This window comes from Hymenobacter coccineus (assembly GCF_001816125.1).
Classification (GTDB): Bacteria; Bacteroidota; Bacteroidia; order Cytophagales; family Hymenobacteraceae; genus Hymenobacter; species Hymenobacter coccineus.
The window spans coordinates 41,996-67,473 of record NZ_MDZA01000397.1 but is presented as its reverse complement, the minus strand read 5'-3'; the positions used below and the strand labels follow the sequence as shown (position 1 = coordinate 67,473).

General features: G+C 62.5%; 22 protein-coding genes and 2 pseudogenes. 13 read left to right on the top strand and 11 right to left on the bottom strand.

Features of this window, described 5'->3' with window-relative positions:
* Nucleotides 1-122: 122 nt before the first annotated feature.
* Both tnpA and crtD read left to right on the top strand, forming a co-directional pair.
* A complete protein-coding gene (tnpA, locus tag BEN49_RS18305; protein ID WP_070745891.1) occupies nucleotides 123-590 on the top strand; it encodes an IS200/IS605 family transposase in 468 nt (155 codons plus the stop codon).
* Nucleotides 591-733: 143 nt separating this feature from the next.
* Nucleotides 734-2,227: a 1-hydroxycarotenoid 3,4-desaturase CrtD gene (gene crtD, locus BEN49_RS18300; protein ID WP_070745890.1), complete on the top strand. Its 1,494-nt coding sequence runs from the start codon at nucleotides 734-736 to the stop codon at nucleotides 2,225-2,227.
* A gap of 150 nt (nucleotides 2,228-2,377) precedes the next feature.
* Here crtD and BEN49_RS18295 read toward each other — a convergent pair whose 3' ends face one another.
* Together BEN49_RS18295 and BEN49_RS18290 are read right to left on the bottom strand one after the other, a co-directional pair.
* Nucleotides 2,378-2,584 carry a hypothetical protein gene (locus BEN49_RS18295; RefSeq protein ID WP_070745889.1) on the bottom strand — a complete coding sequence of 69 codons (207 nt, stop codon included), beginning with the start codon at nucleotides 2,582-2,584 and terminating at the stop codon, nucleotides 2,378-2,380.
* Nucleotides 2,585-2,638: 54 nt separating this feature from the next.
* On the bottom strand, nucleotides 2,639-3,157 hold the full coding sequence (locus BEN49_RS18290; RefSeq protein WP_070745888.1) for a hypothetical protein: 519 nt from the start codon (nucleotides 3,155-3,157) through the stop codon (nucleotides 2,639-2,641).
* 113 nt (nucleotides 3,158-3,270) lie between these two features.
* Between BEN49_RS18290 and rsmI the strand changes: the two are divergent.
* The 5 genes and pseudogenes from rsmI (at nucleotide 3,271) to BEN49_RS18265 (ending at nucleotide 7,547) form a co-directional block, all read left to right on the top strand.
* Nucleotides 3,271-4,066, top strand: a pseudogene (gene rsmI / locus BEN49_RS18285) (16S rRNA (cytidine(1402)-2'-O)-methyltransferase).
* Complete coding sequence (gene lnt / locus BEN49_RS18280; RefSeq protein WP_070745887.1) at nucleotides 4,053-5,765, top strand: apolipoprotein N-acyltransferase; 1,713 nt, start codon at nucleotides 4,053-4,055, stop codon at nucleotides 5,763-5,765. Before rsmI ends, lnt begins: the two are co-directional and overlap by 14 nt.
* Before the next feature lie 169 nt (nucleotides 5,766-5,934).
* Nucleotides 5,935-6,735 carry an inositol monophosphatase family protein gene (locus BEN49_RS18275; protein WP_070745886.1) on the top strand — a complete coding sequence of 267 codons (801 nt, stop codon included), beginning with the start codon at nucleotides 5,935-5,937 and terminating at the stop codon, nucleotides 6,733-6,735.
* Between the two features lie 170 nt (nucleotides 6,736-6,905).
* The gene (locus tag BEN49_RS28315; protein ID WP_070745885.1) at nucleotides 6,906-7,088 is read left to right on the top strand and encodes a FeoB-associated Cys-rich membrane protein; all 183 of its coding nucleotides are present in this window, start codon (nucleotides 6,906-6,908) and stop codon (nucleotides 7,086-7,088) included.
* 117 nt (nucleotides 7,089-7,205) lie between these two features.
* Complete coding sequence (locus tag BEN49_RS18265; protein WP_070745884.1) at nucleotides 7,206-7,547, top strand: hypothetical protein; 342 nt, start codon at nucleotides 7,206-7,208, stop codon at nucleotides 7,545-7,547.
* 81 nt (nucleotides 7,548-7,628) lie between these two features.
* On the opposite strand, the gene BEN49_RS18260 is transcribed toward BEN49_RS18265, so the two are convergent.
* The 7 genes from BEN49_RS18260 to BEN49_RS18230 all read right to left on the bottom strand — a co-directional run bounded on the left by BEN49_RS18260 (nucleotide 7,629) and on the right by BEN49_RS18230 (nucleotide 16,117).
* On the bottom strand, nucleotides 7,629-9,704 hold the full coding sequence (locus BEN49_RS18260) for an OmpA family protein (RefSeq protein ID WP_070745883.1): 2,076 nt from the start codon (nucleotides 9,702-9,704) through the stop codon (nucleotides 7,629-7,631).
* Between the two features lie 169 nt (nucleotides 9,705-9,873).
* The gene (gene rfbA / locus BEN49_RS18255) at nucleotides 9,874-10,755 is read right to left on the bottom strand and encodes a glucose-1-phosphate thymidylyltransferase RfbA (protein ID WP_070745882.1); all 882 of its coding nucleotides are present in this window, start codon (nucleotides 10,753-10,755) and stop codon (nucleotides 9,874-9,876) included.
* 127 nt (nucleotides 10,756-10,882) lie between these two features.
* A complete protein-coding gene (locus BEN49_RS18250) occupies nucleotides 10,883-11,890 on the bottom strand; it encodes an SDR family oxidoreductase (RefSeq protein ID WP_070745881.1) in 1,008 nt (335 codons plus the stop codon).
* Between the two features lie 97 nt (nucleotides 11,891-11,987).
* Nucleotides 11,988-13,043 (bottom strand): dTDP-glucose 4,6-dehydratase, encoded by a 1,056-nt coding sequence (gene rfbB, locus BEN49_RS18245; protein WP_070745880.1) that lies wholly within the window; start codon nucleotides 13,041-13,043, stop codon nucleotides 11,988-11,990.
* A 69-nt stretch (nucleotides 13,044-13,112) separates the two neighbouring features.
* The gene (gene galE, locus BEN49_RS18240) at nucleotides 13,113-14,135 is read right to left on the bottom strand and encodes a UDP-glucose 4-epimerase GalE (RefSeq protein ID WP_070745879.1); all 1,023 of its coding nucleotides are present in this window, start codon (nucleotides 14,133-14,135) and stop codon (nucleotides 13,113-13,115) included.
* Nucleotides 14,136-14,153: 18 nt separating this feature from the next.
* Nucleotides 14,154-15,449: a nucleotide sugar dehydrogenase gene (locus BEN49_RS18235; RefSeq protein WP_070745878.1), complete on the bottom strand. Its 1,296-nt coding sequence runs from the start codon at nucleotides 15,447-15,449 to the stop codon at nucleotides 14,154-14,156.
* 38 nt (nucleotides 15,450-15,487) lie between these two features.
* Nucleotides 15,488-16,117, bottom strand: a complete 630-nt coding sequence (locus BEN49_RS18230; protein WP_070745877.1) for an acyltransferase — start codon at nucleotides 16,115-16,117, stop codon at nucleotides 15,488-15,490.
* Between the two features lie 102 nt (nucleotides 16,118-16,219).
* Here BEN49_RS18230 and BEN49_RS18225 point away from each other — a divergent pair, with 102 nt between their 5' ends.
* On the top strand, nucleotides 16,220-16,819 hold the full coding sequence (locus tag BEN49_RS18225) for a Uma2 family endonuclease (protein ID WP_070745876.1): 600 nt from the start codon (nucleotides 16,220-16,222) through the stop codon (nucleotides 16,817-16,819).
* Nucleotides 16,820-16,988: 169 nt separating this feature from the next.
* Here BEN49_RS18225 and BEN49_RS18220 read toward each other — a convergent pair whose 3' ends face one another.
* Nucleotides 16,989-17,954: a glycosyltransferase family 2 protein gene (locus BEN49_RS18220; protein WP_070745875.1), complete on the bottom strand. Its 966-nt coding sequence runs from the start codon at nucleotides 17,952-17,954 to the stop codon at nucleotides 16,989-16,991.
* Nucleotides 17,955-18,015: 61 nt separating this feature from the next.
* Nucleotides 18,016-18,783, bottom strand: a complete 768-nt coding sequence (locus BEN49_RS18215) for a class I SAM-dependent methyltransferase (RefSeq protein ID WP_070745874.1) — start codon at nucleotides 18,781-18,783, stop codon at nucleotides 18,016-18,018.
* A 655-nt stretch (nucleotides 18,784-19,438) separates the two neighbouring features.
* Between BEN49_RS18215 and BEN49_RS18210 the strand changes: the two genes are divergently transcribed.
* The 5 genes and pseudogenes from BEN49_RS18210 (at nucleotide 19,439) to kynU (ending at nucleotide 25,398) form a co-directional block, all read left to right on the top strand.
* Nucleotides 19,439-20,794 (top strand): glycosyltransferase family 39 protein, encoded by a 1,356-nt coding sequence (locus BEN49_RS18210; protein ID WP_158023002.1) that lies wholly within the window; start codon nucleotides 19,439-19,441, stop codon nucleotides 20,792-20,794.
* A gap of 280 nt (nucleotides 20,795-21,074) precedes the next feature.
* Nucleotides 21,075-21,386, top strand: a complete 312-nt coding sequence (locus tag BEN49_RS18205) for a hypothetical protein (protein WP_125917006.1) — start codon at nucleotides 21,075-21,077, stop codon at nucleotides 21,384-21,386.
* Nucleotides 21,387-21,749: 363 nt separating this feature from the next.
* Entirely contained in the window at nucleotides 21,750-23,195 is a 1,446-nt protein-coding gene (locus BEN49_RS18200; protein ID WP_070745871.1) for a hypothetical protein, read from the top strand.
* A gap of 124 nt (nucleotides 23,196-23,319) precedes the next feature.
* Nucleotides 23,320-23,852 (top strand): annotated as a pseudogene (locus BEN49_RS18195) (3-hydroxyanthranilate 3,4-dioxygenase).
* Between the two features lie 265 nt (nucleotides 23,853-24,117).
* Entirely contained in the window at nucleotides 24,118-25,398 is a 1,281-nt protein-coding gene (gene kynU, locus BEN49_RS18190; protein ID WP_070745870.1) for a kynureninase, read from the top strand.
* Nucleotides 25,399-25,478: the final 80 nt, after the last annotated feature.

The following is a 25,478-nucleotide window of genomic DNA, read 5'->3' as shown; positions in this document are numbered from 1 at the left end:
TGAACAAGTAGTGGGCTCCAGTGTAGTGGTTTTGCCAGCCCCGGAGGGGCAACCCATCGGTAGAAATTAGTGTTCACTAAAACGGCTAAAGCCCCAGCGGGGCGACCCAAACCGTTCGCACCATGGCCAATACCTACACCCAAATTCATTTGCACGTGGTGTTTGCGGTGAAATACTGGGCTGGTTGCATCCCGCCGAACCAAGCGGCTCGCCTCTACCGCTACATTACGGGCATCGTTGCCGCGCACGGCCAAAAACTATTGGCCATCAACGGAATGCCCGACCACGTTCATTTGCTCATCGGTCTGCGGCCCGAAATGGCGCTGTCGGATTTGGTACGGGACGTGAAGGCGTCGGCGGCGAAATTTATCAACGAGCAAAACTGGTTGCCCGGTAAGTTTGCCTGGCAAGAAGGATTCGGCGCTTTCTCTTACTCCGCCTCGCAGCTTTCCGCCGTCATTGCGTACATCGAGCGACAGGAGGAGCATCATGCCAAACGCAGTTTTTTGGACGAGTACCGGTCGTTCTTGAAAAAATTTGAGGTGCCGTTTGAAGACAAATACCTCTTCCAGGAGTTGAAAGAAAATTAGGATTAGCGCAAGCGGTTGGGTCGCCCCGCTGGGGCTTTAGCGGTTCGGTGATTCAGGGTTTCTACCGATGGGCCGCCCCGCTGGGGCTGACGGTATTTCCGTTAGGTATTCTATTGGGGGTTCTTGCAAGTTATTGGAAACGTATGAGTTTGAGCAAGCCTAAGAATCATATCAAACAACCCGTGGCCGTCATCGGGGCGGGGGTGGCGGGGCTGGCAGCGGCCGCGCGGCTGGCCGTGGCGGGGCACGCCGTCACGGTGTTCGAGGCAGGGCCCTCGTTTGGCGGCAAAATGCACCAGTTTGAGCTGCCCGGCGGCTACCGCTTCGACGCGGGGCCCTCGCTCTTCACCCTGCCGCAGCTGTTGGACGACGTGTTCCGCTTGGCCCACCGCGCGCCGGCCGACTACTTCCGCTACGAGCGGCTCGATCCCATCACCAACTATTTCTTCGCCGATGGCACCCGCCTCGCGGCCTGGGCCGAAGCCGACAAGTTTGCCGCCGAGGTGGAGGAAAAATTAGGGGCCCCGGCGGCGGCCGTCACGCAGTTTCTGGCGCGCAGCGGCCGAGCGTACGACGCCACGGCGGGCACGTTTCTGCACAAGTCGCTGCACAAGGCGGGCACCTACTTCAGTTCCGAAACCCTGAAGGCCGTGGGGGCCCTGCCGGCGCTGGGCCTGCTCGGCACCATGCACCAGCGCCACGCCAAGGCCTTCGCCGACCCGCGCCTGGTGCAACTATTTGACCGCTACGCTACTTACAACGGCTCCGACCCGTACCAGGCCCCGGCCACGCTGAGCATGATTCCGCACCTCGAGCACGGTATCGGCGCGTTCTATCCCGTAGGCGGCATCTACGCCATTGCCGAAAGCCTGCACCGGCTAGCCGAAGAATTCGGGGTGGAATTCCGATTCAACGAGCCGGTGGAGGAGGTTTTGGTGGCCGATAAGCACGTCACGGGCCTACGTACGACCCAGGATGTATACGACTTTGGCCGGGTGGTGAGCAACATGGACGTGGTGCCCACCTATCGCCGCCTGCTGCCCACCCAGCCCGCGCCCGAGCGCACGCTGGCCCAGCCCCGCTCCTCATCGGCCCTGATTTTCTACTGGGGCATCGCCCGCGAATTCCCGGAACTGGATTTGCACAACATCTTCTTTTCCAACGATTACCAGCAGGAGTTCAAGGCCATTTTCGAGGGCAAAACCGTGGCCGACGACGTGACGGTGTACGTCAACGTCACGTCCAAAAAGACGCCTGCCGACGCCCCGGCCGGCCACGAAAACTGGTTCGTGATGGTGAACGTGCCCCACGACGAAGGCCAGGACTGGGACGCCCTCACCCAAAAAACCCGCCGCCTCGTGCTGGCCCGGCTGTCCGGGGCCCTGGGCACGCCCATCGAGCCGCTCATTCGGGTCGAAAAAATCTGGACGCCGCCCGGCATTGCCGCCGACACGTCCTCGTCCGGCGGGGCCCTTTACGGCAGCTCTAGCAACAACCCGCTGGCGGCCTTCCTGCGCCACCCCAACTTCTCAAGCCGGCTCGACGGCCTGTACTTCTGCGGCGGCTCGGTGCACCCCGGCGGCGGCATTCCGCTCTGCCTGCTCTCAGCCAAGATTGTGGCGGAGCTTATTGGGTAAAGCGGGGTGCGTGGAAACCTCATGCGTGTCATTCCGAGCGCAGCGAGAATCTGGGAGCCCCAATTCAGATTCCTCGCTCGCTCGGAATGACAAAAAAGGGACCCCGCGCTACGTAGCGCGGGGCCCCTTTTTGCTATTTAAGCAGCAACGTTAATCATAGGCCGGCTTGTCGATGCTGGGTTTGTCGTGGCCGCGGTTGGGGTGGGTGATGCCGGCGTCCAGGGCTTCCTGCTCCAGCCTGTTTTCCTCCGCTTCGCTGAAGTCGCCCACTGGCAGCGCGCCGGCTTTGGGTTGGCCTTCAAGGTGACGCTCGTCGGATTGCTCGTTGTCCTTCTGGTCGTTGTGGTGGGTGGGCATGGTCGGAGTAGGTAAGGTGGGAAAAAGAATGGCTGGAACCGGGGCCTTGGGGCCCTATTGGTCGATGGCCGTGTCGGAGGCGTTGGGGTCGGTCAGTTCGGCGTTGGTATCGGTGCCGGTGATGGGCTTGAGGGGCTTGGGCTCCATTTCACCCATGCCCACGCGCGAGGCGGGGTTTTCCATCTCATCGGGGCCCTTGCGGCGGTCGTCGGCGTCGAGCTCATCCACGGGGCCGCCGGGGTTGTGCACGGCCACCAGGTCGGGGTCGTCGTCGTAGGTTTCGCGGGCCGGTAGGTCTTGGTCGGCGCGGGCGTCGCGGCCCTCGTCGTCCGAGCGCATGTTATCGGCTGGGGGCGTCATGGCATCGGCGTCCTCGTTCACGCCCAGGGCCGTCGAGCCGCCGGCCGTGTCGGAGCCGAAGCCCTGCTTGCCATCGCGGTTGCCGAAGCCGCCGCGGGCCGCCTCGTTCTTGGGCGGATCGGCGTTGGGAATGTGGTGGCCGGCGCGCATCTCTTCGTCGGTAGTGTCGTCGTTGATGACGCGGATGGGGCGGTTGTTCGGATCGACGGGCATAGGGCTAAAAATTAAGGTTAAAAGCAAAGCGGGTGGGAGAAGGGTGTACTACGGTTGGGCCCTTTGGGTTGTAGTGGGGCCCTAACCTGGGGCCCGCCCGTACCTTTGCCCCCATGCCCGACGCCCCCGCCCTCACCCTCGTGCCCACGCCCATCGGCAACCTGGAGGACATCACCCTGCGGGCCATCCGCGTGCTGGGCGAGGCCGACCTGGTGCTGGCCGAGGATACCCGCGTCAGCGGGCGCCTGCTCCAGCACCTGGGCCTCAAAAAACCGCTCCTCAGCTACCACCTCCACAACGAGCACCAGCAAGTGCCGCGCCTGCTGGAGCGCCTCGAAAAGGGCGAAAAAATGGCCTTGGTGAGCGACGCCGGCACACCCGGCATCTCCGACCCGGGTTTCCTGCTGGTGCGCGAGTGCTTGGCCCGCGGCCTGGCCGTGGAGTGCCTGCCGGGCCCCACCGCCCTGGTGCCCGCCCTGCTCAAGTCGGGTTTCGGGGCCGAGCGGTTCACGTTCGAAGGGTTTCTGCCCGTGAAAAAAGGCCGCCAAACCCGCCTGCAAGAACTGGCCCCCGAGCTCCGGACGATGATTTTTTACGAGTCGCCGCACCGCCTCGTGAAAACCCTCACCCAGCTGGCCGAGGTGTTTGGGCCCCAGCGCCCGGCCTCCGTCAGCCGCGAGCTCACGAAGCTGTTCGAGGAAACCGTGAACGGCACGCTGGCCAGCCTGGCCGCCGATTTTGGGGCCCTGGGCCGCCATCAAGGGCGAAATTGTGCTGGTGGTGGCCGGCAACCCCACCCCGCCGCCCCGCCCCGGCAAGGCCGGCCGCTACGCCCGCGGCGAAGAAGACGAAGTAGATGAATCCCTTGAAAACGAAGCCCGTGACTCCGACGAATTTGGCGAAGACTAGCCCCGCGGCGCACCCCGCCGTGCTGGCCGTGCTCGGCGCCGCCCTGCTCTGGACCGGGTGGTCCACCAGCGGCACGCTCTGGCCCCTGGGCCTGTTCGTGGGCTGGGTGCCCTACCTGCTGATGGAGCGCCGCTCCACGCAGCAGGGGGCCCGCAAAGGCCGCGTGTTTGCCGGCACCTACCTGTTTGTGCTGCTTTGGAACGCCAGCACTACTTGGTGGGTGAGCTACAGTACGCTGGGCGGCGGCATCGCGGCCGTGGTCCTGAACGCGGGGCTCATGTGCCTGCCGCTCATGGCCTTCCGCCAAACCAAGAAGCGCCTGGGGCCCCTGATTGGCTACCTCACGCTGCCCGTCTACTGGGTTGCCTTCGAGCAGCTGCACCTGCGCTGGGATGTGACCTGGCCCTGGCTCACGTTGGGCAACGGCTTCGCCGCCGTGCCGCAGTGGGTGCAGTGGTACGAGTACACCGGCTTCCTCGGCGGCTCGGTGTGGGTGTGGGCGGTGAATTTATCCGTATTCTTTTGGCTAATTGACGGGCAGTTAAAAGTTAAAAGTGAAGAGTTAACAGGCGCTGGGGACTTACTAGTCCGGGGCCCAAAAACCGCCCTTTTAACTTTTAACTCAAAACTTTTAATTCCCCTCATAGCCATTGCGCTGCCCTTGCTGCTATCCTTCGCCATCGGCGCCACCTACCAGGAGCAGGGCCCCGGGGCCGAGGTGGTGGTGGTGCAGCCCAACATCAACCCCTACACCGAGAAGTTTGCCGACGCGCCCGACTTCGTTTCCTACGACGAGCAGTTGACGCGGCTGCTGGCCCTCAGCACCCAGCAGCTCACGCCCCAAACCCGGCTCGTGCTCTGGCCCGAAACCAGCCTAGCCGACCATTACCAGGAGCGGGTGATCAACAATTACCCCCGCATCCAGCGCATCCGGGCCTGGCTGGGGCAGCACCCGGGCGTGGCCCTCATCACGGGCATGACCAGCATCGTGAGCTACCCCAGCAAGGAAGCGGCTAGCGAAACGGCCCTCTTCCGCGACGACCTTGGCTACTACGACGTGTGCAACACGGCCGCCTACCTCGCCGGCCCCGCCGCGCCAGTGCAGTTCTACCACAAGGAGCGGCTGGTGCCGGGCGTCGAGAAAGTGCCCACCTTCCTTACCGCCCTCATCAACCACATCGACCTGGGCGGCTACGTGGGCAGCTACGGCACGGTGCCCGAAACCAAGCTGTTCCGCGTGCCCGGGGCCCCCGCGCTGGTGGTGCGGCCCCTCGTGTGCTACGAGTCCATCTACGGCGACTTCACGGCCCAATACGTGCGCGACGGCGCCAACCTGCTGGGCCTGGTTACCAACGACGCCTGGTGGGACGACACGCCCGGCTACCGCCAGCTGCTGCGCCTGGGGGCCCTGCGCGCCATCGAAACCCGCCGCGACCTAGCCCGCGCCGCCAACACCGGCTTCACCGGCTTCATCAACCAAAAGGGCACCCTCGCGCAGCTGGCCCCCACCTGGGTGCGCCGCCAGCCGCGCCACGGTGCACCTGAACGACAAGCTGACCTTCTACACCCGCACGGGCGAGTACATCGGCCGCGGCTGCCAAATCCTGGCCGTGCTGCTGCTCGTTTGGGTCATCGCCCGGGCCTTCGCGGGCCCCAAAATCACTTACAGGAACGTCATGCCGAGCGCAGCGCAGCATGACGTGTTAGAGCTACTTAAATGGGTGCTGTCATGCTGACGAAGGAAGCATCCTATCACTGCTGAACGACCTGTATCTATCCCGATAAGATGCTTCCTTCGTCAGCATGACAGCGCTTGTTGATATAGCTCCTAAATTAATTTTAAAGCCTTAATATTCTAACTCTCAAGCATGACCGATTACCTCGCCCTTTCGCACCAAGTGGCCGCGCTGTGCCGCGAAACTGCCCAGTTCATCCTGCACGAAGCCAAAACCTTCGACCCCAGCAAGATTGAAAACAAAGGCCTGCACGACATGGTGAGCTACGTGGACCAGGAAGCCGAGCGCCGCTTGGTGGCCGGCCTGCGCGAAATCCTGCCCGCCGCCGGCTTCATCACCGAGGAAGGCACCGCCGGGGCCCCCGACGAAACCCAGGAGTTCACCTGGATCATCGACCCGCTCGACGGCACCACCAACTTCATCCACTCGCTACCGGTGTTTGCCGTGAGCGTGGCCCTGCTGCACGGCCCCGACCTAGTGGCGGGCGTGGTGCACGAGGCCAACCGCGACGAGAGCTTCCGCGCTGCCAAGGGCCACGGCGCTTTTTGCAACGAGCAGCCCATCCACGTAACCGGGGCCCCCAAGCTAGCTAACTCGCTCATCGCCACCGGTTTCCCGTACAGTAAATTCGCGCAGCTCGACAAGTACCTGCAGGTGCTGGGCAGCTTCATGCAGCGCACCCACGGCCTGCGCCGCATGGGCTCGGCCGCCACCGACTTGGCCTACGTCGCCGCCGGCCGCATGGATGGCTACTTCGAGTTCAATATCAACTCCTACGACGTGGCCGCGGGCCTGCTGCTCGTCACCGAGGCCGGCGGCCGCATCACCCAGTTCCTGGAAGACGGCGACCCGCTCTTCGGCCGCGAAGTGGTGGCCAGCAACGGCCACCTGCACGAGGAGATGCAGGCCACCATCCGGGAGTTTTGGGCGTAGGGTAGGGGCCTTGGCGTGGCTTGGTTTTGTCCCTTTACATGAACTGTGTTAAACGGTGGACTGCAACACGTAAATTTATTTGGCTTTTAACCAATAGCCACCCCCGCCCCAAATGCACCCCGGGGCCCCGGCGCAAACTTTTGCTGGGGCCCCGGCGTTTTCAAACCGCTATGATAGTTCAATATATCCTCGTGGCTGCCATCGTGCTGGGGGCCCTGTTTTTCCTGGGCCGCCGGGCCTGGCGGGCTTTCTTCTCGAAGGAGCAGGTGGGCTGCGCTAAGGGCTGCGGCGCCTGCGGGGGTATTGATGTGGACCGCCTGGAGCGCACCATTGCGGCCCGCGCTGGGCGCTGAATGTGGCCCCGGAATATTTAGGGCCCCGGGCGGTAACCCCGGGCCGCCCGGGTGCCGTATAGCCGAGTAGCCGCTGCCCTTCCGGCGGGGCTTTTCTCACCCCTATTGCCCCGCGTCATGCAAGACAAAGAAGAAGAACGCTCGCTCGTCAACGTTGAAAAGAAGCTGAGCAAAGACGGTTACAACCAAGACTTTACCGTGACCGACGGCCGCCTGCACACCATGGACACGAGCACCAACAAAAGCTACACACCGGAGGAAGTAACCATCGTAGATTTCTACCGCTTCGAAGGCGAAAGCAACCCCGACGACACCTCTATCCTCTACGCCATCGAAGCCAACGACGGTGTGAAGGGCACTATCTCTTCGGCTTACGGCGTGTACGCCGATACCGACACCGATGACTTCCTGAAGAAAGTGGAAGACTTGGGTAAGAACCTGACCAAGAAAGACAAGTAGGCTTTCTTCGTATACTGCCTGCTAATTAAAACGGCCCGCTGCACCAAGTGCAGCGGGCGTTTTGGCATTTGGGGCCCTAGGTTACTTTTTTGTGATGGTAAATTCCACCCGGCGGTTGAGGGCGCGGGTATCTTCCTGGTCGTTGCTGGCCACGGGCTTCTCGCTGCCGTAGCCCTCGGTGGTAATGCGTGAGGGCGTGATGCCCTTGCTTATGATGTATTTCTTTACCTCGTTCACCCGGTCGAGGCTCAGCTTGAGGTTCAGGGCCGGGTCGCCCTGGTTGTCGGTGTGGCCGCCGATTTTGATTTCTACCGTCGGGTAGTCGCGCATGATGCGCACGAGGCGGGCCAGCTCGGGGTAGGAGTTGGTGCGCAGGTAGTACTTGCTCTGCTGGAAGAAGATGTTGTTGAGCTTCACCGTCTGGCCCACCGCAAAGGGCACCATGAACAGGTCCTGGGTTTGCTCCGAGTACTTGTCGCGGGCCGTCACGTCGAGGTTGGCGTTCTCGGCGATGTAGTTGGCGGCCTCGGCGCGGTAGCCGTACTGCACGCCGCTGGGCAGCACAATGGTGTAGGAGCCGTCGGTGGGGTCGGATTCGGCGGTGCCAATTTCCTCACCCGTCAGCAGGTTTTCGTAGTGAATGATGGCCTTGACAGGCTTCTTGGTGGCGGCGTCCAGCACCTGGCCGCGCACCAGCGTCACAGCCTCGGGCTTGAAGGCGGGGGCCAGGGCGATGCGGAAAATATCCTTCGAGCCGGCCATGCCGTTGCGCGTCGACACCAGATAAGCATCATCGCCGGCCGCCGATACGGTGTAATAAGCGTCAAAGTCAGGCGAGTTCACCACGCTGCCCAGGTTGCGGGGCGGGCTCCAGTTCGTCCAAGTATCATCAAGGCGCTTGGAGTAAAAAATATCGGACTTGCCGTAGCCGCCGCGGCCCTCGCTGGCGAAGTACAGCGTCTTTTCATCGGGGGCGAGGAAGGGGGCAAAGTCAGCCTTTTTGGTGTTCACGTTGGGCCCCAGGTTGCGCGGACGGGTCCACGTCACGGGCTGGCCGGGAGGGCTGGGCTTCGGGAAGCTCACGTACAAATCCTGCTCGCCCAGGCCGTCGGTGCGCTGCACGGCCAGCAGCAGGGCCTTGCCCGAGGTAGCCAGGAAGTAGTCGGCGTGCTCGTCGTCGTTGTTGTAGAAGTCCTCAATGTCCACGTTAGCCGGCTGCGACCAGCCGCCCGGGCGGTGCTCCGACGTGCTGGGTCCCTTGGGAATCAGGCCCTCCGGCGTGTAGTGGCCCAGCAGCAGCAGCCGCTGCCCGTTGGCCGACACCGAGGCCAGCCCGTTGGGGAAGCCGGCGGTGTTCACGGGGCCACCCATGTTTTTGGCGGGGCCCCAGGCCTTGGCGCTGGCGCTTTGCAGGGTCGAAAACCACACGTCCTGCGGGTCGTTTTTGCCGCCGGTGTTGCCCGGGTGGTTCTGGCGGGCAAAGTACAAGGTGCGGCCGTCGGGCGAAATCACGGGGTGCGTGTCCACGTACGGGCTGTTCACGGAGGGCCCCAGGTTCACGAGCGACGAGTCAAAACGGGCCACGCCGGCCGCGTCGGCATCGGGGGCCTTGAAGTCCTTCTTCACCATCGTCTGCGTCACGTCGGCCACGCCGATGGCGTCGAGCTGGTTCACGCCCTCCACCTTGGCCGTGTTCAGGTGCACCACTGCCCCAATGGTGCGGTAGGCCGGCTTGGCCGGAGCAATTTTTACTTCCAGCGTGCGGTACGCGTCGGGCAGGGGCCCCGGGTTGTCGTTGGTGTACACCTCGTGGTGCACGCCTTTGGTATCAATGAGCTCGATTTTCGTCACGGCTCCGGGGTTGAAGTTCTCGACCACCGTAATCTGCTGGGCCAGCACCGAGCGGGCGAAGCGCACTTCAATAAATTCGTCGCGCCCTTCCTTCTTCGGAATCCAGGCCTTGTCGTTGATTTGGCCCAGCGGCAGCGCGTTGGGGGCCCCTAGGACTTGCTCGGGCGAATACGCCGCCTTGCCTTCCGATTTTTGCGACGACACGCCCACCAGCTTGCTGGCCCACTGCGCGTGTTGGGCCCGCGCCGCCGGGGCCCCCAGCCCTAGGGCCGCCACCAGGGCAAAGGAAAAAACGGGAATTTTCATAGAAGTTCGGCCCATAATACTGCCACAGATACAAAAGCGCGCGAAAGAGGCGTGCGGAAAGGATAGGACACGTTTTAGCCTTGCTAAATTAGGCAAAAGCCGCGGCCCGGCCGCGCGCCTGCGCTAGCCAAACCGCGGCTTTCGGCCACTTTGTGCTCGGCCCGGGGCCCTACTGCGCGCCCAGCACCAACTGCTCGGGCAGGTTCATCAGGTAATCGCCGTAGCCGCTCTTGCGCAGCGGCAGGGCCAGGGCCCGCAGCTCGTCGGCCGTAATGAAGCCTTGGCGGTAGGCCACTTCCTCAATCGCGCCCACCTTCAGGCCCTGGCGCTGCTCAATCACGCGCACGTACTCGCCGGCCTGCATCAGGCTCTCGAAGGTGCCCGTGTCGAGCCAGGCCGTGCCGCGGCTCAGAATGCCCACCTTCAGCTTGCCGCGGCGCAGGTATTCCTTGTTCACGTCGGTAATCTCGTACTCGCCGCGGGGGCTCATTTCCAGGTTCTTGGCAATTTCCACCACGCTGTTGTCGTAGAAATACAGGCCCGGCACGGCGTAGTTGCTCTTAGGATTAGCCGGCTTCTCCTCAATGCTGAGGGCCTTCTTATCGGCATCAAACTCCACCACGCCGTAGCGCTCGGGGTCGTGCACGTGGTAGGCGTACACCACGCCGCCGTCGGGGTTGTTGTTTGATTTCAGCAGCTCCTCCAGGCCCGCGCCGTAGAAAATATTGTCGCCCAGCACCAGCGCCACGCTGTCCTGGCCGATGAAGTCAGCCCCCAGCACGAAGGCCTGCGCCAGGCCGTTGGGCACTTCCTGCACCACGTACTGGAAGTCGCAGCCCAGGTTCTTACCGTCGCCAAGCAGCTTTTTAAATTGCGCCTGGTCGTGGGGCGTGGTGATAATCAGTACTTCCCGGATGCCCGCCATCAGCAGGATGCTCAGCGGGTAGTAAATCATCGGCTTGTCATACACCGGCATCAGCTGCTTGCTGACGGCCAGGGTGAGGGGGTGCAGCCGGGTGCCGGAGCCGCCGGCGAGGATAATGCCTTTCATATGATTGAAGATGATGCTTATAAGTTTGAGAACGTCATGCTGAGCGCAGTCGAAGCATCTCTCTCGCTGAGTAATTTGTTTACTGCTGCGGGAGAGATGCTTCGACTGCGCTCAGCATGACGTTCAATTAATTGCGTTCCTTGATGAATTCCTGATTGGCTTTGAACCAGTCCAGCGTCTGCTGCAAGCCCTCGCGGATGCGAATCTGGGGGGCGTAGCCGAGCAGGTTATTGGCCTTGCTGATGTCGGCCAGCGAGTCGCGGATGTCGCCAGCGCGGTCGGGGCCAAATTGCGGCTCCAGGTCCGAGCCGGCCTCCTCGCGCAGGATGTCGTACAGCTGCACCAGCGAGGTGCGGTCGCCCACGGCGATGTTGTACACCTGGTTCAGGGCCCCGGGGTTGGTGGTGAGGGCGGCGCGGATGTTGGCCTGCACGCAGTTCTCCACAAAGGTGAAGTCGCGGGTTTGCCCGCCGTCGCCGTTCAGTGTGGGGGCCTGGTTTTCCAGGATGGCGTCGATGAACAGCGGAATCACGGCCGCATAGGCTCCGCCCGGGTCTTGCCGGGGCCCAAAGATGTTGAAGTAGCGCAAACCAATGATTTCCAGGCCGTAAGTGCGGCCAAATACGTCGGCGTACAGCTCGTTAGCGTACTTCGTGACGGCGTAGGGCGAGAGCGGCTTGCCGATGCGGTCTTCCACCTTGGGCAGGCCGGGGTGGTCGCCGTAGGTGCTGCTGGAAGCGGCGTACACGAAGCGCTTGACGCCCGCGTCCTTAGCGGCGGTCAGCATCTGCACGAAGCCGCCCACGTTCACGTCATTGGTCAGCACCGGGTCCTTAATGGACCGCGGCACTGAGCCCAGCGCCGCCTGGTGCAGCACCACGTCCACGCCGGAGCAGGCCGCGGCACACGTCTCAGCGTTGCGGATGTCGCCGTCCACAATTTCCAGGGCCGGGTCGCCCTCAAACAGCGCCAGGTTTTTGCGGAAGCCGTTGGAGTAGTTGTCCAGGGTGCGCACCTTTTTGGCGCCGTACTTCAGCAGGTATTCCACCAGGTTCGAGCCGATGAAGCCCGCGCCGCCGGTGACGAGAAACGTAGTATCCGACAGCGGCCGGTCGTGGAAAGGAAGGTCGTACACGATGATTGATGTGTTAGAGTATGAAAATGTGGGAGATGTGAAAAAGCACTAGCGGCAAACAAACAGTGCACACTTTCACATCTTCCACATTTTCATATTATCGATTACTGTATTGTTGGGTGTTGTAGTCTTGGTAGGCGCCACTGGTCACGCTGTTCAGCCATTCCTCGTTGGCGAGGTACCAGTCCACGGTTTGGGCCAGGCCCTGCTCGAAGGTGACAGACGGCTTCCAACCCAGCTCGTTCATGATCTTGCTGCTGTCAATGGCGTAGCGCATGTCGTGGCCCGCGCGGTCGGTCACGAACTTGATGAGCTGGCGCGAGGTGCCGGGGCCCTGGCCGGTCTTCTCGTCCACCACATCGCAGAGCAACTCGATGAGCTTCAGGTTCTGCCACTCGTTCACGCCGCCGATGTTGTAGGTGTCGCCCAGCTTGCCCTTATGGAACACCGCGTCGATGGCCGTGGCGTGGTCCTTCACGAAGAGCCAGTCGCGCACGTTTTCGCCTTTACCGTACACGGGCACCGGCTGGCCGGTGCGCAGGCGGTGGATGGCCAGCGGAATCAGCTTCTCGGGGAAGTGGTTGGGGCCGTAGTTGTTTGAGCAGTTGCTGAGCTTGATGGGCAGGCCGTAGGTGTGGTGCCAAGCGCGCACGAAGTGGTCGGAGCTGGCCTTCGAGGCCGAATACGGTGAGCGGGGGTCGTAGGAAGTTTCTTCCGTGAACATCTCCGGCCCGAAGTCCAGTGAGCCGTACACCTCGTCGGTGCTCACGTGGTAGAAGGTGTGGCCGGCGTAGCCGCCCGGTTGCCACAGGTTGCGCGCCGCGTTCAGCAAGTTCACGGTGCCGATGACGTTGGTTTTCACGAACGCCATGGGGTCGGTGATGCTGCGGTCCACGTGGCTCTCGGCGGCGAGGTGAATCACGGCGTCGGGCTCCTCGCGGGCAAACAGCTCATCAATGAAGGCTTGGTCGGAAATGTCACCCTTCACGAAGCGGTAGTTGGGGGCCCCTTCTATGTCACGCAGGTTTTCCAGGTTGCCGGCGTACGTCAGCGCGTCGAGATTAATAATCTGATAATCAGGATACTTCGTGACGAACAGCCGCACCACGTGCGAGCCAATGAAGCCGGCGCCGCCGGTGATGATAATTTTCATAAAGCGTAGTCTAAGGTTGAAATCGCAATCGTAAGGGGAAGCCGGGGCCCCAAGCGCTAGCGCCGAGCACTACTTGCCCAGCGTTTGCTGCCACTTCCAGGCGCTGGCAAGCGAGTCGAGCAGCGAGGTTTCGGTTTTGAAGCCGAGCACGGTTTCGGCCTTGGTGGCGTCGGCGTAGATGGCGGGCACGTCGCCGGGGCGCCGGGGCCCGATGCTGTAGTTCAGCTTCTGGCCGCTGGCTTTTTCGAAGGCCTGCACCACCTCCAGCACCGTGTTGCCGTGGCCGGTGCCCACGTTGAAGGTTTCCACCGTTTCGGTGGCTTTGTGGTCCAGCAGGCGCTGCACAGCCACCACGTGCGCCTTGGCCAGGTCCACCACATGGATGTAGTCGCGCACGTTGGTGCCGTCGGGCGTGTCGTAGTCGTTGCCGAAAATCGTCAGCTTCTCGCGGATGCCCGCGGCGGTTTGGGTGATGAACGGCACCAAGTTGTTGGGCGTACCCAAGGGCAGCTCGCCAATTTTGGCCGAGGCGTGGGCCCCAATTGGGTTGAAATAGCGCAGCAGAATGGTGCGCAGCTGGTTGCTGCTGGCCCCCGCCACGTCGTGCACAATGTCTTCGCACATCTGCTTGGTGCGGCCGTAAGGCGAGGTGGCCGGTTTGGTGGGCGTGGCCTCCGTTACGGGCAGCGCGTCGGGGTTGCCGTACACGGTGCACGACGACGAAAACACCAGGTTCTCCACCCCAAACTCGGGCATCACTTGCAGCAGCGTCAGCAGCGAGCCCACGTTGTTGTGGAAGTAGGCCAGCGGCTTCTGCACCGATTCGCCCACGGCCTTGAATGCGGCGAAGTGAATAACGCCTGCAATGCTGCCTTCCTTCTGGAACACGCCGCGCAGGGCCCCGGCGTCGCCGCAGTCGCTGTGGTAGCACGGCACGTCGCGGCCCAAAATGGCGCGCAGCCCGGCCAGCACCGACTCTTGCGAGTTGCTAAAATCGTCGACGATGACGGGCTCGTAGCCCGCCTGGGCCAGCTCTACCACCGCGTGGGAACCAATGTAGCCGGCGCCGCCGGTGACGAGAATCTTGCTCATGGTTTTTGGGTCAGTTAGTTACAAGCTCCAGTAGTGCAGCTCCTGCATCCGGCCGCGGTACAGGCCCTTGATGTCGACCAGCACGGCGTTGTCGGCCGTGATGGACTGGAAATACGCTTCGTCTTTCTCGGCGTAGGGCTTGTGGCCCACGGCCACAATCACGGCGTCGTAGTCGGTGCGGAGGTCGTCGTTGGCCGTCAGGCGGAAGCCGTACTCGTGCAGCAGCTCGTCGGAATCGGCGTGCGGGTCCACGATGTCCACGTTCACCGAGAAGTTTTTGAGCTCCTGAATCACGTCGGCCACCTTCGAGTTGCGGATGTCCTCCACGTTCTCCTTGAAGGTGGCGCCCATCACCAGTACGCGGCTTTTGGCCACGTCCTTGCCCTTCTTGATCATCATCTGCACCGTTTTGCGGGCGATGTAGGCCCCCATGTTGTCGTTGGTGGTGCGGCCGCTCAGGATGACCTTGGCGTCGTAACCCAGCTCCTTGGCCTTGTAGGTCAGGTAGTAAGGGTCCACGCCGATGCAGTGGCCGCCCACCAGGCCGGGGCTAAACTTCAAGAAGTTCCACTTCGTGCCGGCCGCCTCCAGCACCTCGTAGGTGTTGATGTTCATGCGGTCGAAAATCATCGACAGCTCGTTCATCAGCGCAATGTTGACGTCGCGCTGGGTGTTCTCGATGATTTTGGCCGCCTCCGCCACCCGGATGCTGCTGGCGCGGTGCACGCCGGCGTCCACCACCAGCTCGTAAACCTTGGCGACTGTTTCGAGGGCCTCGTCGTCGTTGCCGCTCACCACCTTCACGATGCGGCGCAGCGTGTGCTCCTTGTCGCCGGGGTTGATGCGCTCGGGCGAGTAGCCCACCTTGAAGTCGTTCGGGAATTTCAAGCCCGAGAGCTTCTCCATTACCGGAATGCAGTCTTCCTCGGTGCAGCCGGGGTACACGGTGCTCTCAAACACCACGTAATCCCCCTTTTTCAACACCTTGCCCACCGAGCCCGAGGCCCCCAGCAGCGGCTTGAGGTCGGGCTGGGCGTGCTCGTCGATGGGCGTGGGCACGGCCACGATGAAGAACTGCGCCTGCCGCAGCACTTCCAGCGAATCGGTGAAGGTGATGTCGCAGCCCTCGAAGTCCTTGGCTTCCAGCTCACCGCTGGGGTCGATGGCCTGCTTCATCTGGGCCACGCGCCCGGCATTGATGTCGAAGCCGATGACTTTGAGCTGCTTGGCAAATTCGAGGGCGATGGGCAAGCCCACGTAGCCGAGGCCGATAACGGCCAGCGTGGCCTCCTTGCGCAATAATTGGTCGTACACGTTGCGGTAATGGTAAGTGGCTAAAATAGAAGGAATAATTAGCGGGAAGGGGGCAGCTTGTCGGCGGTGGCTGGCACGGGGCGCACGGTTTTTTCGTCGGTGCTTAATTCGTAGGTTTCGCCGGTTTCGGGGCAGGTAGCGCGGCGCTTCTTGTCGAAGCGCAGGCGGTGGCCGGCGGCGCTCATCCAGCCCTGGGGCCGGGCGGGGTTGCCGAATACCAGGCCGTAGGCCGGCACGTCGCGCGTGACGACGCTGCCCGCCCCCACAAAGGCGTAGGGCCCCAGCCGCACCCCGCACATGATGGTGGCGTTGGCCCCCACGCTCGCGCCCTGCGCCAGGTGCGTGGTTTGGTAGTGGCCGGGGCCCTGGCGGGGCACGGCACTGCGCGGGTTTTTCACGTTTGTGAACACCACCGAGGGCCCCAGAAACACGTCGTCTTCGCACACCACGCCGCCGTAGAGGCTCACGTTGTTTTGCACTTTCACGTTGCGGCCCAGTGTCACGCCGTCGGCTACAAACACGTTTTGGCCCAGGTTACAGTCCTCCCCAATGTCGGCCCCGGCGCACACGTGGCAAAAGTGCCACACGCGGCTCCCGCGCCCAATCTGGCAGCCTTCGTCGAGCACGGCCGTGGGGTGAGCATAAAAATCAGGGGCAGCGTGGGGCATGCGGGCCAGTGGGTGTACGTGGGCAAAGGTAAGGAAAGGCGCGGGTTGGGAACGGTGGGGCCCCAGGTTGTATTTTTGGATAAATCCCAACCGCTGTTTCTTATGGGCCTCCCCGCTTTCTCCGCCGATGCTCCCGAATACGTTTCGCCCGCCGACTACCTGCGCCTGGAGCGGGCGGCGGCCTTCAAACATGAATATTTTGAGGGAGAAATCCGGGCGATGGCGGGGGCCAGCTTCGCCCACAACCGCATTTGCGCCAACCTTACCATTTCCATTGGCAACCAGCTGCGCGGTTCGGCTTGTACGCCGGTGGGCAGCGACCAGCGCCTGCAGATCCTGAGCGGGAGCGCCTACGTGTACCCCGCCCTGACGGTGGTGTGCGGCCCGCCGGTGTTCAACGAAGACAAGAAGCCCGACACGCTCGTCAACCCCACGCTGCTGGTGGAGGTGCTCTCGCCGTCGACGGCCAACAACGACCGGGGCGAAAAATTCATGTACTACCGCCAGATTCCCAGCCTGCGCCAGTACCTGCTGCTGGATTCGGAACGGGTGCACGCCGAGCTGTATACCCGCGACGAGCTGGGCCGCTGGGTGCTGACCGAAACCCGCGACCCCGCTGCCGTGCTCGACCTGAGCCCCATCGGCTGCCAGCTGGCCCTGGCCGATGCCTACGCCGCCGTGCCGCTGGCCACCGCCGGCTAGGGCCCCGGGCGCCGCTACGGCTGGAGCACTTCGGCCGGGTTGCGCACAGGGCCCCGACGGGCAGATATCAGGAGCTGGGCATCTTCGTAAAACACTCCGAAATTGGGTCGTTGGCCCAGTTGCTGGTTGGAACCGCCATTGGCCTTAGGCAATTGCTAATACGCGGTTGCTAATCCCCCGCCGGCCCTGGCTGTTCGGGGGAAGGCGATGTTGTATTGGTGGCCGAAATGAGGTAGAGCGGCCGTTGGCGCACGTTGGCCGAAAGCCGGGCGATATACTCGCCAATGATGCCTACTGAGATTAACTGCACGCCGCCCAGAAACAAGATGCTGACCATGAGCGAAGCCCAGCCCGGCTGGTAGTCGTGGGTAATGAAGCGGGAGTACAATGTGTAGAGCGCTACCAAGAACGCCACGCCCGACACGGCAAAGCCGCCGAGCGTGGCCACCTTGAGGGGCGTGTCCGAAAAGCCCGTGATGCCGTCCAAGGCCAGGCGGATCATTTTGCGGTAAGTATAGCCCGTGGCCCCACCGCCGCGCTCGGCCCGGTCATACTCCACGTAGGTTTGGCGGTAGCCAATCCACGAAATCTGGCCGCGCAAGAACTTGTTTTGTTCCGGCATCAGGCGCAGACCGCTCACCACTTTATGCGAAATGATGCGGAAGTCGCCAGTGTCAACCGGTATAGAAATGTGGGTGATGCCAGCCAAGAGGCGGTAGAATAAGCGCGCCGTCAGACGCTTGCCAACGCTCTCGCCCTGCCGCGAGCGGCGCTTGGCATACACTACTTCGTAGCCTTCGCGCAGCTTCGAGTATAGCTGCGGAATGAGTTCGGGCGGGTCTTGCAAATCGGCATCGATGATGACCACGGCATCGCCCTGGGCCCGGTCGAGGCCCGCCGATACGGCAATTTGGTGCCCAAAATTGCGGCTGAAGTCGATATAGCGTACCCGGGTATCGCGCTCGGCCAGGGCCAATAATAGGGTAAAAGAGTGGTCGCGCGAGCCGTCGTTTACAAAAATCAGCTCGAAATTCCCTGGCAAGGGCATGGCCTCGAGCACGCCCAACAACCGCCGGTACACTTCGGCAATGTTCGCTTCTTCGTTGTAGATGGGAACGATGACGGACAGCTCCACGCAGGTTAAGGAAAGAAATAAGCGGGTAAATCGGGAAAGACAGGGGGCACCAGGCCTCGGGTCAGGCTCCCAGCACAGGCTTTTGGGCTAGGGCGAACACACTCACGCCCAGGGGCAGGTTGAGGCGGCGCAACAAGCGGTTTTCGGCCTTTACCCAGGCCAACAGCAGGCGGTTGGCCAGGCCGGGAAAGTGATGCAGGTCGCCGGTGTTGCCAGGCTTTATCTCGGGCGCGGTGGGGCCCTGCACTAGCCGTTTGCCCAGCCGCAGGGCCGCCGTGGGGAAGTACATGGCAGCGTTCCAAAATGAGCTGCGCCGGACCGGCAAGCCGGCTCCCGCCAGGGCCCGCACCAGGCCCTGGCGGGAGTAGCGCCGGAAGTGGTGGTTCACTACGTCGTGCGCGCTCCAGAGGTAAGCGTGGGCGGGCACGAACACCAACAGCTGCCCACCTGGGCGCAGCACCCGGGCCCACTCGCGCAGGGCCTGGGCCTCGTCTTCGATGTGTTCGAGCACGTCGGAGGCAATCACCAAATCAAAGCGAGCGTCGGCAAATTCTAGGGCAGCTCCGTCCATCACCCCCACGTTGGGTACGCCGCGGGCCTGGGCCAGTTCAATGGCCGGGCCGCTCACGTCGATGCCGGTTACGTCGGCGTAGCCGGCCGTGCGCAGGCGCTGCATTAGGGGCCCACCCGAGCAGCCAATTTCCAGGATAGCTGCCTGTGGCGACAAGCGCAGGCCTTGCACTAGGTCGTATACGGCATCGCGCCGGCTGGCAAACCACCAGTGTTGCTCCTCCAGCTGGTGATATTTGGCTTCGTAGCTCAAGTCCATAGCAGGCAAAAGTACGCAGCCGAAAGAGCTGCTTTCAATATTTGTCCAATTCTAAGACCCATTGCCAGCCATTGGACCTGGGCTGCGGCATTGAGCGTCCACGGGGAGGGTACATGACACTTCGGATCAGCGGTGGCCCAGAACCAATCGAAGCACCGGTTCTGGGCGAAGGTTTTGCACCGTGAGCGTGAGGTAAGCGCGTCCGTTTTGCACTCATGCAACCGCCTTTTTGGCCAGTAGCTCAGCAGCGCCAAATCTTGATTTGCCCAATTCGTTGCCGTTTCCGCCGGTTGGGTTTGCAGCGCTAGCAGTCTGTTCAAATTAACTGTTTGGTGCGGCGGGCTTTGCCTGAACGTCCCAGAAGCACAATTATTAACCGTTCGCCCGTGCCTATTTTTGCTGAATACCTGATTCTAATAATAGCTTTTCAATAGTGAGTTTACCCCTATTCAGTGCGGTTGGGCAATCATTGCGGGCGGGCGCATACCACGCAGCGGCGGCGCTCTTGCTTAGTGCGGTAGCAATGGCTTACTACTTGCCCTACCTACAAGCGTTGCCTACCGGGATCCACACTTGGGGTCAGTCCGACCGACTGGCATTAGCCATTAATTTTTACGACTACGGGTTTTACTTTTTTACGCCCCGCACCTCGACGATGGATTCGATTGGCGGGATAACGGGAGTCGAATTTCCTATTCAGGCGTACTTGGCGGCGCTGGGCGGGCTGGTATTCGGGCGTGGCAGCATCAACACGGTGCTGCGGCTGCTGGATGCGGCGGTGGTGGTGCTGGGTTTTTATTACTTGTTCCGTGTGGTTTACGAGCGCACTGGTCACTTCGTAGCCGGATTAGTGCCGGGGGCCTTCTTGCTAGCCTCGCCGTTTTTTGCCTTTTACGCGGGCAGCGTCATGCCCGATGCTTTTAGCCTGAGCCTGAGCTTTGTGGGGTATTATTACTGGCTACGCTTTTTCGATGAGCGTCGCTTTGCGGATTTGCGGTGGGCGGTACTCCTGTTGGCTTTGGCCGGGCTGGTTAAAACAACTACTGCCCTGCACTTTGGGGCGGTGGTGGGCATCACCCTGTTGTGGGCCTATTTGGAGCCGGCGCTGCTGCTACCCAAGCAGCGTTGGCAATTGCTGGGCTGGGTGGGGCTGGGTGGCGGGCTGATTGTCGCGTTTTTCTTCCACAACCAGCACCTGAACGAAATCTATCAATCAGGGCAGTTCCTGGCTACCACCACCCCCATCCAAGATCCCGAACAGTTGCACAACGTGCTGCAATCTGTGAGTCGCGATTGGGTGGCCGAGTACGCTACCCCTACGCACTACCGCATCCTGGTTGTTTGCGCGGTGCTGTTGTTAGTGTTTCTGCGCCCCAACCTGCGGCGCCACCTGCCCCTGACCCTGCTGCTGCTGGCATCCGTCGCGGTGGCTTACATATTCGTGCAGCTGATGGGGGGGCAGTTGGGCGTACACGATTACTACTTGATTTGCTCATTGGTGCCGCCGGTGCTGCTGCTGCTGCTGCTCGCCCTGCTCAACCTGGGTCGTTATACTGGTTGGGGGCGCTACGCCACCAGCCTGGGGCTGGGGGTGCTGGTCGTCTTTTTGGCGGTGGGCGGCTATAAGCGCCTGCACCGCCGCATGAGCGACGATTATCCTCCTTTCTCCCCGTACTACACCCATCTGTGGATGCGCGGCGGGGCCGAGGAGTTGCGGCGAGCGGGCGTACCGCCAACCTCTGGCATTCTGATCATCGACCAAGGGCCCAATACGGGGTTGGTTTATTTCGACCGGCGGGGGTTGGCTTGGAATCCCCAGGGCCCTAGCGCACCCACGGTCGATAATTTTCTGGACCGCATGGCCGCAGACAGCCTTGACTACGCAGTAATGTCACCCAGCCAGTACGCCCAGTTGGCGCCGCAGCACGCTGCTTTCGCGGCGGCGTTCGACTTTGTGGGCCGGGTGCCCGCCGTAGTGCTTCGCCGGCGCGACCGCGGGCGGCCCTGGTAAAATATTGCCCTTTAGCCACATAATCCCAAGCATGGCCCCGACTGCAAAATTCTTTTGGCCTTTGGCTTGGCTCAGCCTACTCGGCCTACCGGGGTGCCATCCGCGCGCCGGCAGGGCCCCGGTGCGGGAGCGGGAGTTGATGCACGCTGATTTTGATAAGCCAGCGGCCGGCTGGCTGCCCGTCTTCCCCACCGGCCTTACCACCGAAAAGGCACATGCGGGCCGGTATGCCATCAGCGTTGATCCACAGCACCCGTATTCCACCACCTACCGAGCCTCCTTGGGAAAGCTTAGCCCGCACCACCGCCCGCGCCGGCTCACGCTGAGTGCTTGGGTGTGGGTGCCGGGCCCCGAGAGTGATGCCCGCTTGGTGGCCACCATTGCCACGGCCAACGACCCCGACCACCCCTTCTTTAGCAAAAGCATTTTTCTGGTCGATAGTGGGCCGTTTGAATCTTGGAAGCAGGTGAGCCGCAGCCTGGACTTGCCCAAGAACATTGATTCCAATAGCCAACTCGTAATTTATCTACTGAACGGCGATTCCTCGGCTCCAACTTACGCCGATGACCTGCTGCTCACAGAATTGTGGTAGACCCGCCCGGTGTGGTATTTGGTAGAATACTGGCGCGGGCTCATCGCCCCCTCGTACCGCTTCCCTTTCAAGTAAGCCCAGCAGAATGGGCGCGCGTGTCGCCTACCTGCTGGGGCCCCAGTGGGTAGCTGGTTTTGAGGCTGGCCGCCCACGGCAGCACCCTGTACTTTTCGCGGGTAAGGCATGCCTGCGGCTCCACACCTTAAGCCGCCTGCTGGTGGGGCTGCACTACCTTTGCCGGTACCGGACCGGCAGTTTTGCTGATTTTTTAATCTGGTATGAGAAAGCTAACTATTGGACTTGTAATGAGTTGCTCTGAAATTAGCGGCAGCGTAGCCGCAATGACCGCCGCCTTGCCACCCAATGCCCGGCCCTGTGAATAAGCGGTATTGGCGCGGCCTGCTGGTCTTGTTTGTGGTGCTGGACTTGGCGTTTACTTTCTGGCAAAACTACCAGTTGCCCCTCGACGGTGACCTGGCGCACGTCGCGTTGCCGTCCCCAGCGTTCGTCGCCGTGATGAACGACCCGCTCGGGTGGGCCGTGCTTACCAAAAACGCAGTATACGCTGCCCCCAATCGTTTTTTTGCCCACGCCATCCTCAGCTTGTATTGGAAGCAGGTGCCGCATTTGCTGCAATACGTCGTTTCGCCCATCAACAGCCTGTACGCGGCCGGGGCGCTATTTGCCACGGGCTTGCAGGCGCTGCTGCTGTGCACACTGGCCGCGTACATCCGCCTGGGCCGCTCCGGGCCAACGGGCCGCTGGGGCTTTTGGCTGGTCGTTGCCCTACTAGTGCCCTTGTTTCAGACCAATGGCTACAACGATGAAATGGGCATCACGGACCGCTCCATCACGTACACGTTTTTCTATGCGGCGCCAGCGTCGCTGCTGTTGCTGCTGTTTTATCCATTCTACCGGGCCGCCCGGCAGCAGCGGCCCCTACGCTTGGGCTTTGGGCAGTTGGCGTTGCTAGTGCCGCTGATGCTTGTCATTGCCTTCAACGGGCCCGTGGCCTCGGCGGCGGCGTTGGTTGTGCTGCTGGGCATTGGGGTATGGTGGGCGTGGCAATGGTGGTCTGGGCCGCGGGCCGCCGCGGAAAACTGGCTGTCAGCTCAGGCAATGGGGTTGCTGGCGGGGCTGGGCGCGCTGTGTGTGCTTTCGCTCTATATCGGCCGCAACAACGCGGAAAATACCCACGACCACACCTTGTGGCAACTGTACCAGTTGCTGCCCCTTGGCGTGTATAAGCAGCTAACTGGTAAGTTGGGAATGCCGCTGCTCGTGCTCGGGCTGCTGGCCAACGCCTGGCTGGTGCGCCGGGCTCGGCCATCGGCCGAGCGCCAGTGGGTATGGGGCGCGCTGCGGGGGGTAGCGTTATTCGCGGTGGCTTACATACTGCTATTGCCTTTGGGTGGCTACCGCATCTACCGGCCCTACCTGTTGCGCCACGATTCTATTTTGCCGGTGTTGCTGGGCCTCTTCTACGCTTACGGCGAATCGACCTACTTCCTGCTATTCGAGCTGCGAAACCGTGCCCGGGGCTACTACCTCGCAGCGGTCCTGGTGGTAGCCACCATCTTTATTTACGCCGACCGACACGTAAGGCAACTTAACGGCGACAACGCCGGCGAGCGGCGTGGCTTAGTGCAACTGGCCCAGGCCCCGGAGTCCGTAGTGCTAGTGCGCATTCCCCCCAACTACACGGTGCTGAGCTGGACCCCGGTGACGGACTCTGCCGCGTCGGCCGTGCCAGCCGATATGCTGCGTTACTGGGGCGTAACGCACGGCCGCAAGCGTTATTACCAATAGCAGGCTGGTAGCGCTGCTATGCGTTGGGCAAGCAAGCTGTTGACGATAAGGGCGCGCGGGCCCCCAACAAAAGTAGGCCGGCGCTGGTAGCTAGCTTTGCCTCACCACCTTCACGCCTGCCGCCATGCCCATCGCCCGCCCCTTCAACTTCCAAAAGTGGATTGACGAACACCGCCACCTGCTGAAGCCGCCGGTGGGGAACCAGCAGGTATTCAAGGATAACCAGGATTTTATTGTGATGGTGGTTGGGGCCCCAACGCCCGCAAAGACTACCACGTGGACGCGGGCGAGGAGTTGTTTTTGCAGATCGAGGGCACGATGACGCTGAAAATCATCGACGATGGCCAGCCCGTGGACCTGGAAATTGGGCCCGGCGACATGTTCCTGCTGCCGCCTAACACGCCGCACTCGCCGCGCCGCCCGGCCGGGGGCGTGGGCCTGGTACTGGAGCGCTACCGGGCCCCCGGCGAGGTAGACGGCTTCCAGTGGTACTGCGAAAACTGCGGAAACAAGCTGCACGAGGAGTTCGCCGAAATCACCGACATCGTGGCCCAGCTGCCGCCCATCATGAACCGCTTCTGGGCCGACGATGCCTTGCGCACCTGCAAAGTGTGCGGCACCTACCTCGAAGCGCCCGCCCCAGCCCCGGCGCAATAGGGCCCCACCGGGCCGGGCTGCCGGCTTATCGCCGGCTGCCCGGTAATCGCTGCGCCATCAGCCCGGTTTCTCATTTCGTGTGCAAATAGCCAGCAAACGATTGTAAAACGGAGTGGCACTCCCTTGCCGCGCGCGCACTAAACGGAGTGCCACTCCGTTTAGTGCGGCCTTTTAAAACGCTGTAAACGAATCCTGGCGCGGTGGTAGCGCCCACGTTATTATGGCGTAGGGCACCCGGCCGGGGGCCCTGGCCGTACCTTTGGGTATGTCCCTTGCGCTCCTTGACCCCACCCACGCCGCCGCCCTCGATGCGGCCGATCCACTGGCTGCTTTTCGCTCCGAATTCCTGTTTCCCAACGGGCCCGACGGCCAGCCGGTGGCCTACTTCTGCGGCAACTCGCTGGGCTTGCAGCCCAAGGCTACCCGCGCTGCCCTCGACGCCGAGCTGACCAACTGGGCCGAGCTGGCCGTGGAGGGCCATTTCCACGGCACCGCGCCCTGGATGCACTCCCACGGCCCCCTGGCCGAGGCCAGCGCCCCGGTGGTGGGGGCCCTGCCGCACGAAGTGGTGATAATGAACGGCTTGAGCGTGAACCTGCACCTGCTGCTGGTGTCCTTCTACCGGCCCGCCGGGGCCCGTTACAAGGTGCTGATGGAAGGCGGCGCCTTCCCCTCCGACCAGTACGCCCTCGAAACCCAGGCCCGCCTGCACGGCCTCGACCCCGCCGACGCCATTGTGGAGCTGGAGCCCCGCCCCGGCGAGCACACGCTGCGCACGGAAGACATTACGGCCAAGATTACCGAGCTGGGCGACTCGCTTGCCACCGTGCTGCTCGGGGGCCTCAACTACTACACCGGGCAGGTGTTCAACATGGCCGCCGTCACGGCCGCGGGGCACGCAGTGGGCGCCACCGTGGGCTTCGACCTGGCCCACGCCGCCGGCAACGTGCCGCTGCACCTGCACGACTGGGACGTGGATTTTGCCTGCTGGTGCACCTATAAGTACCTGAACTCGGGGCCCGGCGGCATTGCCGGGGCCTATGTGCACGAGCGGTTTGCCAACCAGCCCGACCTGCTGCGCCTCGCCGGCTGGTGGGGCCAGGAGCCATCCGAGCGCTTCCAGATGAAGAAAGGCTTCCGCCCCACGCCCGGGGCCGATGGCTGGCTGCTGTCGAACTCGCCGGTGCTGCTGCTGGCCCCCCTGCGCGCCAGCCTCGACTTGGTGAGCCGCGCCGGGGGCATGGCCGCACTGCGGGCCAAAAGCGAGCCGCTCACCGCTTACCTCGAAAGCCTGATCAGGGCCTTGGGCTTGCCCACCGACCGGCTCGAAATCATTACCCCCGCCGACCCGGCCCAGCGCGGCTGCCAGCTCTCGGTGCTGGTGCACCAGCGCGGGCGCGAGCTGTTCGACCACCTGGCCGCCCAAGGCGTGGTGGCCGACTGGCGCGAGCCGAACGTGATTCGCCTCTCGCCCGTGCCGCTGTACAATTCGTTTGAGGACGTGCGGCGGGCCGGGGTGGCCATGCACGATTTCTTTGGCGCTTAGCTATTGGTAATTAGTGCTTAGGGTCCGGTTTTTGCGGCTTAGCGCAACGCCAGCGAACTAATTAGGGGCTCCGCAAGTAT